This is a genomic window from Vibrio sp. STUT-A16, from assembly GCF_026000495.1.
GTDB lineage: Bacteria > Pseudomonadota > Gammaproteobacteria > Enterobacterales > Vibrionaceae > Vibrio > Vibrio diabolicus.
In genome coordinates, this window is sequence record NZ_AP026765.1 from 3,096,273 (window position 1) to 3,108,240 (window position 11,968).

Here is an 11,968-nt window from a genome sequence, read left to right on the forward strand (position 1 = left end):
TCACCATATGCAGAATTGCGTACTGTTTAATTTTGTCGTCACGATTAAAATTTCTATGAGGTGTATGTGTCCAGTCCCACTCTTACCGACAAAGTATCAAAAATGATCCGTCAGGATATTCTCGATGGCGTGCTTAAACCGGGTCAAAAACTCGTGGTTGCGGAACTCAAAGAGAAGTACAACGTAGGAGCGTCACCCATTCGCGAAGCTTTGGTGCAGTTATCGTGGAGCAAATACGTCAAACTCGAGCCGCAAAAAGGCTGCTGGGTTGCACCTGTATGTAAAGATGAGTTGAATGACTTGTACGAGAGCCTACAAATGGTCTCTGCATGCCTACTAAATAAAGCAATTGTGATTGGCGATGAAAATTGGGAACTGGACGTCCTAACCGCTTATCACAAGTTATCCCGCTCTAAATCTGGCGAAAGCTTTTGCTGGAAGGAATGGGAAGAACGCCATAATCAGTTTCTTACTGCGCTGTTTGAAGGCGCTGGCTCTGCCAATATGTTTGGTTTTTTCCGTGATCTACTCACGCAAATTAAGCGTTACCAATATTTTGCTATGCAAATGTTAGGTACTGGAAACCCAGGGCACTGTAATATCGATGAGCAAGAAATGCTGATGAAGACATCGTTAGATAAAAAGAGCCAGGATGCTTTAGGTTATCTAGAGCGCTATTTGAGACAGTCAATGCAGTGTATCGAAGCGGCCATCGACAACCAATATCGCATACTGGCTAGCGAATAACGCTGAGGCTAAAATAAGCATAAAAATCGGGGTCTATCCCCGATTTTTTGTTTTTGAAAAAGAGCTAAGCAATATCATCGAAACTATGGCATAGCGATACGCAGTTACGCCCTGCACTCTTGGATTCATACAAGGCAATATCAGCACATTTATAAGTGCGCGTGCGATCAGAAGTTAAATCACTATACCCGGCGCTAACGGTAATAGCTCTATCACTGCGCAGTTGAACCGCCACACGTAACCGGTTCAATACAACTTCTGCTTCTTCGAGTGTGGTATGCGGCATGATCACCGCAAACTCCTCACCACCGACGCGAGACACAAAGTCAGTACTGCGCACCTCTTTAAGAAGAGTCTCAGCGACACTGCAAATCACTTTGTCCCCTTCATCGTGCCCAAGTTCATCGTTAATGCGCTTAAAGTGGTCAATATCAAACAACGCCAAACATGCAGGGGGACTGTCAGGATAACGCTCAATAATCCCAGCATATTGCGCTAATTGCTCTTCAAATTTTCGACGGTTCCACAAGCCCGTCAAACCATCTTTTTCACTGAGGTTGCGTAGCTTTTCTTCCAGCTCTTTTTGCTCGGAAATATCCACCAGCGACGTGATGTAATAGCTTACTTTACCTGACTTGGTTAAGTTTGCCTGAATGCGCATAATGGCGGTAAATACGTGATTAAACTTGGTTCGACAACGAACCTCACCTTCCCAAACGTGCTCGTTCGCAAGCTTATTCCAAATATTGAGGGTCGACTCGAGATCTTCCGGTAAGAAAATTAGATTATGCGCATTCCAGCCTTGAGTATGCTTGGTGGAATAGCCCATCATGTTTTCAAATTCTTGGTTCACCATAATGATTCGATGCGAGGCATCTGAGATCATCACCGCAGTCATGCCATCAAGTGCAGCCCGAGCTAACTTCGATTCCATACTATGACGTCGATAGTGCAGGGCTAGCGCGGTCGTTGGTAAAGTAAAACCAAACACCAAACTTAATACAAAAAACGCTTCTTGGATTAAGTCATCAATATCTCGCTGAGATCGAGATAGTAATTGCTCATTCGTGAGATCAATCACCAGATGAAGTGGTTCACTAGAAACAAATTGGATCGTGCTATACGCTATCAAATTCGAGCCGTTGTACTCATAGCCCGAAACTTCTGAGATCATCGTGCGCCAAATGTTGGGGTACATCCGGCCAAAATTAAATTGAGAACGAGCTGGAATAATGTTGCCGTACAAGCGTGATGACTTAGGACTCGCGATATAAAAGCCATCACTTTTAATTAACTCAATATGAAAATCCCGCACCGGTGAGTAGTTGAGTCGAGAAGATAAATACTCAATATCAACATTAAGAACAAGATACCCTTCGCGTTTCCCATTGAGAGAAATCGGCATCAGAATACGCAGTGAAGGGCTATAAGGGTAAACAAGCTCACCATTTTCCCGCTCCAGCTCAATCCCCCACGACGCAATTTCATCATTACCTAAACCTTGCGCGTAATGAAAATAATCCCGCTCTGACTTGTCATGTAATTTGAGGGCGGGTGCAGCGATACCCGTTTTGAAATCGTAATTAATCCGTGCTTTTTCCTGACCGGTAATATCAAGAAAACGAATTTGTTTATATAGCTTTTGGTTGATCGCAACCGAGATCCACATATCTTCTAAGATAGAAAGGTTGACTCGGTTCGGCTGACGTAGATAGTCGTAAAGACTTTGGCTGTGACCGAGAAGATCGCTGATCGTCTCAATTTGATCCTGAATATTGTTGTATTCGCGACCAGTATAAGCCAGTTGGTGTAATGCTTCTTGAGCGGTATTCTCAACGTTACTCTCTAATAACGTCAGATATTTCTGATAATAGTAAACTGCAGTGAGCGCACTAAAAAATAGTGCTGTCGCCAACAATGTGCCGACTCGCTTAGGTATTTTCACGCGTCTACTGCCTATAATGCTTACTAAAACGACAATTATATCATTAATTGTTATTTTCTAAACAAAAAGCCACTTAGATTAAGTGGCTTTTCTATATGCAATTAGACAATTACGGTTTGAGTGCGCGCTCACCTCGGGCAATGCCCACTACCCCACTACGAGCAACTTCGACGACTTCAGTTACTTCAGATATCGCTTGAATGAAAGCATCCAACTTTTCACTCGTGCCCGCGAGTTGTACCGTGTATTGAGCAGCAGTGACATCCACGATCTGGCCACGGAAGATGTCTGCCGTCCGTTTAACTTCTGCTCGCGCAAAACCGCTGGCTTTCACTTTCACCATCATCAGTTCACGTTCGATGTGCTCGTACTCGGTGACTTCTTGTACTTTCAGCACATCGATCAATTTGTGTAACTGCTTCTGAATTTGCTCCAACTGCATCTCATCAGACGTCGTGGTAATGTTCATTCGCGACAGCGTTTCATCATCTGTCGGTGATACCGTCAAAGATTCAATGTTGTAACCACGTTGAGAGAACAAACCAACAACACGAGACAACGCACCCGGTTGGTTTTCCAATAGCAGTGAAATAATGTGTCTCATATTAAGTTCTCTCCGTTTTGCTTAGCCACATTTTATCCATACCCTCACCTTTGATTTGCATCGGGTATACGTGTTCGGTTTCGTCTACGTTGATGTCCACAAACACCAGACGATCTTTCATATCCAACGCTTTTTGTAGCCCTTCTTCGAGCTGATCAGGCGTTTCGATACGAATACCGACGTGACCATAAGCTTCTGCAATCGCTGCAAAATCAGGAACAGAACTCATGTAAGAATTAGAGTGACGACCTTGATAAATAATGTCTTGCCACTGTTTTACCATGCCTAGGAATCGGTTGTTCAGGTTGATGATCTTCACTGGAATGTCGTATTGCATGGCTGTCGAAAGCTCTTGGATATTCATTTGAATACTGCCATCGCCCGTAACAACCACGACTTCTTCTTGTGGCATGGCAAACTTAACACCCATACCAGCCGGAAGGCCAAATCCCATAGTGCCCAATCCACCCGAGTTGATCCAACGGCGTGGTTTGTTAAATGGGTAGTAAAGTGCTGCAAACATCTGGTGCTGACCCACATCAGAAGCAACATACGCATCACCATTGGTCAGCTTGTGCAAGGTTTCAATCACTTGCTGTGGTTTAATTCGCTCTGGTGACTTCTCATAAGCCAAACAATTTCGGTCACGCCACACCTGAATGTCATCCCACCATGCGGTGATGGCATCTTGATCATTCCCACCTTCTTGCTCTGCCAGCAGGCCAAGCATGGTTGTGAGCACTTTTTCCGCAGAGCCTACGATAGGTAAATCTACTTTCACGTTTTTCGATATCGATGATGGATCGATATCAATATGCATGACTTTTGCGTTTGGGCAGTATTTTTCAAGGTTGTTCGTCGTGCGGTCATCAAAACGCACACCGATACCAAAAATGAGATCCGCTTCATGCATCGCCATATTGGCTTCGTAAGTACCGTGCATACCCAGCATGCCCAGTGAGTTTTTGTGCGTTCCAGGGAATGCGCCTAGTCCCATCAACGTACTGACTACTGGAAGGTTCAGCTTGTCGGAGAGCTCTAAAATATGTTCATGAGCGCCAGAAATCACAGCGCCACCACCGATATAAAGCACTGGTTTTTTCGCTTCTAATAGCGATTTAAGCGCTTTTTTAATCTGGCCTTTATGACCCGACGTCGTCGGCTTGTAAGAACGCATTGAAAGCGTTTCTGGGTATTGGTAAGGCAGTTTGATTTGCGGATTCATTACATCTTTCGGCAAGTCAATCACTACTGGACCAGGTCGACCTGTGGTCGCGATATAAAACGCTTTCTTGATCGTTTCAGGAATATCTTCCGCTTTTTTCACTAAAAAGCTGTGTTTGACCACTGGGCGAGAGACACCAACGATGTCACATTCTTGGAAAGCATCATTACCAATTAGGCTATTAGGTACGTTACCCGAGATAACGATCATTGGGATGGAGTCCATATAAGCCGTGGCAATACCAGTAATGGTATTGGTCGCGCCCGGACCTGAACATACCAGTACGACACCCGGTTTACCGGTAGCGCGAGCGTAACCATCTGCCATATGAGTGGCGGCTTGCTCATGCCTTACAAGTACGTGTTTGATTTGATCGGTTTTGGCATGCAGTGCATCGTAGATATCCAAAACGGAGCCACCTGGGTAGCCAAAGATCTGCTCTACGTGCTCTTCTATCAGAGATTGAACCACCATCTCTGCGCCTGACAACATTGCTGTCATAATTGCTCTCCTTAGCCAGTTTCCTCACCGTAAGGTCAACGGATTGGTCTGGTTTTACATAGTCTAGGTCTTATTCGTAGCCTAATCGAAATACTTCCACGTTTTCGGCTATGTCTTGCGTTCGTCATAACATCCCGCAAGGTTACCCAACAAATGTAACGTTTTATTATCAACGGGTCTAATGAGAGATTGGTCTACTTTTTGAACAAGATGCTAGTAATTAGAATGTTAGTAGGAATAGCAGCCACACATACCTTATTTCACAGTACAACCTAAAAATTTAACGTTCAAAAAAAGAACATTATTTCAGAAACTTTTAAGTATAGGGTGCTAAATAGCTGTATTTGGTGAGCAAAATAGAAAGAATCAACACAAACAAAAATCCCCAGCAATGCGCAATAACATCACTGGGGATTTTTTCATCAATATAAAATCTAAGTCAGCTTAAGTTACTTTTTCTCTGACTTTTCCTTATACATTTCTTCAATTTCATCTTGGTATTTGTCATTGATGACTTTACGACGCAGTTTTTGAGTTGGCGTTAACTCACCATCATCCATAGAGAAAGCTCTTGGTAACAGTTTAAACTTCTTCACCTGTTCAAACTTTGCCAACTCTTTTTGGAGATCGTTAATACGCTTCTCAAGCATTTCGACCACTTGGTGATGCTTAATCAATTCAACGCGATCGTGATACTTGATATTCAACTCTTTCGCATACTCTTCAAGAGAATCAAAACACGGCACAATCAGCGCCGAGACAAACTTACGCGTGTCCGCGATAACCGCGATTTGCTCGATGAAGTGGTCTTTACCAATCGCCCCTTCAATCATTTGTGGAGCGATGTATTTACCGCCAGAGGTTTTCATCAACTCTTTGATACGATCAGTGATGAACAGGTTGCCATTTTCATCAATGTAACCCGCATCGCCAGTTTTTAGGAAACCGTGCTCATCAAAGGTCTTTTCGGTCTCTTCTGGCATTTTGTAATAGCCACGCATCACCATTGGACCACGCACCAGAATCTCGTTGTTCTCACCGATCTTCACTTGCGCGCCAGGCATAGACATACCAATAGAGTCTGGGTTAAAGCACTTATCATCCCAACACGATACTGTCGCCGTGGTTTCAGTCATGCCGTAACCTAACTTCACATTGATACCAATCGCGTGGAAGAATCGGCCTATGGTTTCATCTAGCTTTGCACCGCCACACGGCATAAAGTTGATTTGTCCACCAAGTAACGCTCGCAGCTTGCTCAGAACCAATTTATCCGCCAGGGCATATGACTTGCGCAGCATGAGCGATGGCTGACGTTTTTCTTGATGACAAGCGGCCATTTTTGCGCCCATGTTCACAGCCCAAGTAAACATGATCTTGCGATGAATTGGCGCGCGAGACACTTTCTCGTGAATCGCAGAGAAGATCTTCTCATAGAAACGCGGCACGGCACACATCACGGTAGGTTGCACTTGGCTCAGTGCATCACGTACCTGCATGGTGTCTTGCAAATAGCAGTTGGTCGCCCCTTTGTACAACACATAAAAGGTCCAAGCGCGTTCAAATACGTGTGACAGCGGAAGGAAACACAATGACACATCACTTTGAGAAAGGCTCAAACGTTGATCGTGCCCTTCCAATTGCGCCGCAATGTTTGCGTAGTCCAACATGACACCCTTTGGTTGGCCTGTTGTGCCCGAGGTGTAGATCAGCGTAAGTAGATCATCTTCCTTTGCTTGCTCTAAACGTGCGTCTAATTCAACTTGGTATGTTGTATCGCCTTTGGCGACAAATGCTTGCCAAGAGATAACGAAATCATGCTCGCCAAGTTCGATATCATCAGACATGGCAACAATGAGCTCTAACTGCTCGCACTGGTCGAAAATGCTCACTGCTGCGTCAAATTGTGGCTGCTCACCAACAAACAGCACTTTGACGTCTGCGTTGTCAATGATGTACGCCGACTGAGCGGCGGTATTGGTTGGGTAAATAGGTACTGTTACGCCGCGTAGTTGTAGCGCTGCAATATCAGCAATCGTCCATTGCGGCATGTTGTTCGAGAAAATGCCGATTTTATCTTGGACTCCTAATCCCTGAGCCAAAAGTGCAAGTGATAAAGCATCAACTTGCTGACCAAATTGCGTCCACGTAATACCTTGCCATTCCTCACCCACTTTATGCTTGAGCGCAACGCGTGTACCACCGTTCGCAATTTGTTCACGAATACGTTTAACGATATGAAAATCTAACTTGGCCATTCTTTTACTTACCTTTTGGCTTACAGGCGTAAGCTAATTGAGCGAACAAGTGTACTCACGGCTTGCTAAAACGCAACTGACCAGTATCAAACTTATCACTAATAAGAGACAACTATCACTTATACGTCGCGAACATACCCAAAACTGCTGAATGATTACTCTATTTAACTTACTGTTTCGATTGTTGATTGCTAAAACAAAAAGCCCCGAGAGACAAAAATCTCTCGGGGACCAATGAATTGTAAAAATTGATGATTACCAATATGGTCTTAACCGATAAGACCAAACGTCATCTTATTTTGCGGCAACCACTTCACCACAAGTGATCATCAGTTGATCGCGCAGCCAAATGTGGCCTTTATCTTTTTCACTTGATTCATGCCAGCTTAAGAAGCCGCTGATTTCCTTGTTTGCAAATGGGAAGTCTAGAATTTGCAGCTGATCGCTGTTTACCGCATTTTCTGCCATCCAACGTGGCGCGATAGTCACAAGCTCAGATTGACCTACCACATATAGTAGGTTGCTTAGACTAGAGCCTTCGTACGCGGCTTGGCAATCCAGTTCACGATATGCTTGTTCTGAGAAGCTGCGTTGACCGTGCACTTTCGATAACTTCGCATGTTTTTCGTTAAGCAGTTGCTCGGCCGTTACACCACCTTGAATGCGTGGGTGTGTTTTTGACGCGATAACCACTAATTCATCTTTGAAGATTTCAGTACTTGAGAAACCTTGCTCATCAAAGCGAGCATAATCGATCACGAAATCAATTTCTTGATAGCGCATACGCTCAGACAACAGACGGTCAAATTCTGCATCTAGGTGAAGCTGAACGTTTGGTGCTTGTTGATTCACTTTTGCCATGATCTTCGGAGCAAAACGCATGTCACAAGGACTGCAAATCGCTAGCTTAAATAAGCGAGTCGAAGATTCTGGTTGGAATACGGAGCTAGGAAGTTCATTACGAATCAGCTGTAATGCTTGGCGAATTGGACCAAACAATTGACGAGCACGTTGCGTTGGCTGAATACCACGGCCCTGACGCATAAACAGCTCGTCGTTAAACATCACTTTTAGGCGTGCCACGGCATTACTTACTGCCGGCTGAGACATGCCTAAGTTATGTGCTGCACGAGTAATATTTTGCTCTTGCATCACAGCATCAAATACAGTCAGTAGGTTTAAATCTACACCACGCAAAGTGCTTTCCATACGGTAGCTAGCAATTGCGCTCATCGCATCTTTCTTCTCTAACATTGAGTGCGCCTCTTTTGTAATCGTCAACTTTGTTCATTAAATTCATAACGAATAGAATCCCATCTCGCACAAAAGACGGCGGCTGGATTCGAATCATTTTACGAATAGATAACCTAACTTTTTATTATATTTGCTGTCCGGATACTTCCGGCTCGAACTGTACTATCAACTAATCGATTGCGGTTTCGCAACTAGATTGATATTTAATCAGTAAATTTTAGCCGATTAGGTATTTACCCTTTAAATAACAATAACTTGATAAAAACATAAAAAACTATAAAACACGTAAAAGCGCATTCTTTGAGGAAGTATTTAGCAAATTGATGAGACGGATGGTCACCACACGCATGCATTTATCCTAGTTATTAGTCGAGAGCAAACCAACAGATGACGACTATATCTCTGAGTGAAATTTGCACTTATCAGTCAAATTATCAGCAAATACACATTGAATAGAAATGAAAGAGAAAGAATAAAAATGCAGCCTTCTAGATTGAAAGGCTGCAACAAAATCGTGTCAAAAATAGGAAGGAACAATGTACTTAGAACAACGTACTTAAATGTTCGACACGTAACTTGGGAAATCAACTTGCTCCCACAACTGTTTGGATAACTCCGCTTGTGAATCCCACGCGCCTTGTAATACCCAATGAACAATGGCCTGAGCAACGTCTGGATATTTCACACTTTCGGCTTGCTGCTCCTTTAGCCACTGGCGTACTGCGGAAATGTCTAAGCTCTCCATCGACATCGCAAGTCCTAAGTCTTCTAAGGTCGCGACATTGCTTTGTTGCTCAAACTGACCTGCGAGTGGCTTAAGCAATAATTTTTTCCCTAGAGACAGAGCTTCCGAAGGGAGCTCGAATCCACCATTGGCAATGACACCACTACACCGATGCAAATGATGCTGAAAGTTGCTGTGGCATAAAGGGCGTAATTCTATGTTTTCCACCTGCTCACATTCGATCACATCGGGGTGATAACAGATGAACGCTTGCTGGTTAAAATGGAACAGTAAATCCGAGATGTCTTCAATGGATTCGAACGGTAGGTAAACCAAAACAAAATCGTCATTTTCTGCTTGGCTATCGACGGTATGTACAATTGGCGGCAACAAAGGCTGGTCAAAATGATGCCAATGCAAACCGAGGTGGTGTTGAGAAGGCGCAAAGTATTCAATGACGGATTTGTCTAACCAACTCGCTCCCTTTAACGGCACTGGATAACGGAAAGCATTTTGGTGACTGATACCAATCGACGGCTTATTTTGTTGTTTTGCCGCCCATGCCGTAACAGGCTCGAAATCATTGAGCACGAGATCATAGGACGACAAATCAAGCTGTTTAACTTCTTTGCAAAATTGCACTAAATTGTTACTCAATGCTGTTTTCGCATAGTTCACTGAGCCTTTTTCAGTGATAAAGGTGAAGCCTCGGCGAGTCTGATAATCGCCAAACGCTTCCATTGAAAAGTACTTTTCAGGCGCTCGTCCAGAAAACAAAAAATCGACCTCAACATCGTGCTCTTTAAACGCATGACTCATCGCCCTCGCACGCGCAATATGTCCGTTTCCTGTACCTTGAACACCGTATAAGATTTTCATCAATTAGCCTCCCAGCATCGCAATCGCTAATCCACCACAAAGGCTACCTAGCAGTGCACCAATGATGACATCGGTAAAAAAGTGCACCCCCAATAAGATTCGCGCAGTTCCGATTAAACTTGCCCAAAAGAATGCTGCAATACCTAAACTCGGATAGAAGTGCTCAATCAGCGTCGCCATCACGAACGCTGCGGCGGTATGCCCTGAAGGAAGGCTATAGCGATCTGATGGGGTAATAAAAGCAGGAAGGAGTGCACTGAGTTCTTCAGGGCGACGACGCTTAAAACTGTTTTTCAGCGTCCAATAAATTGGCAACTCGATGGCAAAAGCAAGTAAACCCGCCAGTAAAAACCAAACTCCCTGCTCTTTATCTAAATACCAAGCTAATAAACCTAGCACCAAGTACAGATGTCCGTCACCACTGTGGGAGACTCCTTTGCTGATGTTGGCAACTTGCTGATTAAAACGGTGCTTAAGACAAACACTAGAGAGCGCTAAATCAAACTTAGCAATGGTTGCAATTGGCTGTGTAATTGTCTCTATGGTTCGCATGTGGCCTTTCCTTACTTTGACAACGCCGTTGTGTGAAAAGTAGGAGGTTTAGGTGACAACTGCATGACGGGAGTTTGGACAATTAATGACAAATGCCAAATTAGAGTGTGCCCAATAATCTATCTATTGAGCACAATCATAGGAGAGGGCTATTAAGAAGGGTTTGCTTGCTGCGGTTGAGGCGTATCGATGTACCAGACTTTTCTCTTCTTACGACAGGCGCGCAAAGAGCCCATCGTCATGTCGCCATCTTTTGTCAGCTCGTAGCTAAGGAAGCGGCAAGTGTAATTTCCTGACAGTTCATGCTCGATGCCCGTTTGCTCAGTTGTGCTCGAAGCAGACTCTAAAAGAGGATTAGGCTGTGTAGAAAGAATGTCACGATTTACCACATTGCTGCGCGCATAATCCTTATGGACGTAACCTTTTATCACGCCTTTCTGTTCAACGAGAAACCAAGGTTGGTCCACCACTTTTGCCAACACATTAAAAACTTCCCCTTTCGATAACACGCCAAGCTTTTCTCCTTCTAGGCTCGGCTTGGATCGCAGGTTTAATGTGGTCTTAGAGCGATAGGAGACATCCATAAACTCAACGGGGTTTGAGGTATCCACACCGTCAGCTGTTGGTCGGAAGACTTCCGCTTGTTGTTTCTCACTAGGTTGCACTCGGATCTTCCACCACGAATAGGTTTCCGGATCTTTGCCTTTAAATTTATCTCGACTGTCCGACTCAAGAGCAACGAGCATTTGATTCAAAAACGATTCACGTCCCTCGTAGCTCAAGAATCGATCCATTTGATCATTAATCACCATGACACTCTGAGAGTGATCATTAATAGCAACAGGGGAAATCTCTGCCATATAGGTTTGAGATTGAAACAGCTGACAACCCGATAAGCTGACCAGAGTAAATACTGCGGCTGAACGTCCAAATTGTTTTGCTAACCTCATTATTCCTTAACCCTTCTTTTTACCTAGTGCAACTGCACTACTATAAATGGTCATTCAAAACTTTTGCCAAACAATTCGGGCCTTTGTGTGACAAGTCGCAATCCCAATGTTTGTTTTGGTAATGAAACGTCGCAAACTTGATGAGAACCTGCCTCTTCTAGCACGTTTCTATCGCACCATGCAGTTTCACTTAGCGCATCATTTTTCTCGAGTAAATGAAAAGACTCATCCGATATGAATAAAAAATCGACTTTAGGGTTGACGCGCTCCATGGAGTGCGGTACTAATTTGTTAACTTAATTATGTGGAAAGCTTAACAACTATGTCAG

9 protein-coding genes are annotated in these 11,968 nt (G+C 44.0%); 1 reads left to right on the forward strand and 8 read right to left on the reverse strand.

Going from position 1 to position 11,968, the window contains the following annotated elements:
* Positions 1-102: 102 nt before the first annotated feature.
* Positions 103-747: a GntR family transcriptional regulator gene (locus tag OO778_RS14615; protein ID WP_005392249.1), complete on the forward strand. Its 645-nt coding sequence runs from the start codon at positions 103-105 to the stop codon at positions 745-747.
* A 64-nt stretch (positions 748-811) separates the two neighbouring features.
* Here the strand turns inward: OO778_RS14615 and OO778_RS14620 are convergent, their stop codons facing one another.
* The 8 genes from OO778_RS14620 to OO778_RS14655 form a co-directional block, all read right to left on the reverse strand.
* Positions 812-2,692: a diguanylate cyclase gene (locus tag OO778_RS14620; protein WP_005392251.1), complete on the reverse strand. Its 1,881-nt coding sequence runs from the start codon at positions 2,690-2,692 to the stop codon at positions 812-814.
* A gap of 109 nt (positions 2,693-2,801) precedes the next feature.
* Positions 2,802-3,296, reverse strand: a complete 495-nt coding sequence (ilvN, locus tag OO778_RS14625; protein ID WP_005392253.1) for an acetolactate synthase small subunit — start codon at positions 3,294-3,296, stop codon at positions 2,802-2,804.
* 1 nt (position 3,297) lies between these two features.
* Positions 3,298-5,022, reverse strand: coding sequence for an acetolactate synthase 3 large subunit (locus OO778_RS14630; protein ID WP_053809447.1), 1,725 nt, complete (start codon positions 5,020-5,022; stop codon positions 3,298-3,300).
* A gap of 449 nt (positions 5,023-5,471) precedes the next feature.
* Positions 5,472-7,280, reverse strand: a complete 1,809-nt coding sequence (locus OO778_RS14635) for a long-chain fatty acid--CoA ligase (protein WP_258615883.1) — start codon at positions 7,278-7,280, stop codon at positions 5,472-5,474.
* Between the two features lie 294 nt (positions 7,281-7,574).
* The gene (gene calR / locus OO778_RS14640; RefSeq protein WP_005379693.1) at positions 7,575-8,534 is read right to left on the reverse strand and encodes a LysR family transcriptional regulator CalR; all 960 of its coding nucleotides are present in this window, start codon (positions 8,532-8,534) and stop codon (positions 7,575-7,577) included.
* 556 nt (positions 8,535-9,090) lie between these two features.
* The gene (locus OO778_RS14645; protein ID WP_005392259.1) at positions 9,091-10,137 is read right to left on the reverse strand and encodes an MJ1255/VC2487 family glycosyltransferase; all 1,047 of its coding nucleotides are present in this window, start codon (positions 10,135-10,137) and stop codon (positions 9,091-9,093) included.
* Positions 10,138-10,140: 3 nt separating this feature from the next.
* Positions 10,141-10,689, reverse strand: a complete 549-nt coding sequence (locus tag OO778_RS14650) for a phosphatase PAP2 family protein (RefSeq protein ID WP_005392260.1) — start codon at positions 10,687-10,689, stop codon at positions 10,141-10,143.
* 152 nt (positions 10,690-10,841) lie between these two features.
* Positions 10,842-11,639 carry an SH3 domain-containing protein gene (locus OO778_RS14655; RefSeq protein ID WP_264910182.1) on the reverse strand — a complete coding sequence of 266 codons (798 nt, stop codon included), beginning with the start codon at positions 11,637-11,639 and terminating at the stop codon, positions 10,842-10,844.
* Positions 11,640-11,968 lie beyond the last annotated feature (329 nt).

Excerpts from the sequence above, each read along its gene's own strand:
- OO778_RS14615 (WP_005392249.1), top strand. The coding sequence starts at position 103 with ATGATCCGTCAGGATATTCTCGATGGCGTGCTTAAACCGGGTCAAAAA.
- ilvN (WP_005392253.1), bottom strand. The coding sequence starts at position 3,296 with ATGAGACACATTATTTCACTGCTATTGGAAAACCAACCGGGTGCGTTG.
- OO778_RS14630 (WP_053809447.1), bottom strand. The coding sequence starts at position 5,022 with ATGACAGCAATGTTGTCAGGCGCAGAGATGGTGGTTCAATCTCTGATA.
- OO778_RS14635 (WP_258615883.1), bottom strand. The coding sequence starts at position 7,280 with ATGGCCAAGTTAGATTTTCATATCGTTAAACGTATTCGTGAACAAATT.
- calR (WP_005379693.1), bottom strand. The coding sequence starts at position 8,534 with ATGTTAGAGAAGAAAGATGCGATGAGCGCAATTGCTAGCTACCGTATG.
- OO778_RS14645 (WP_005392259.1), bottom strand. The coding sequence starts at position 10,137 with ATGAAAATCTTATACGGTGTTCAAGGTACAGGAAACGGACATATTGCG.
- OO778_RS14650 (WP_005392260.1), bottom strand. The coding sequence starts at position 10,689 with ATGCGAACCATAGAGACAATTACACAGCCAATTGCAACCATTGCTAAG.
- OO778_RS14655 (WP_264910182.1), bottom strand. The coding sequence starts at position 11,639 with ATGAGGTTAGCAAAACAATTTGGACGTTCAGCCGCAGTATTTACTCTG.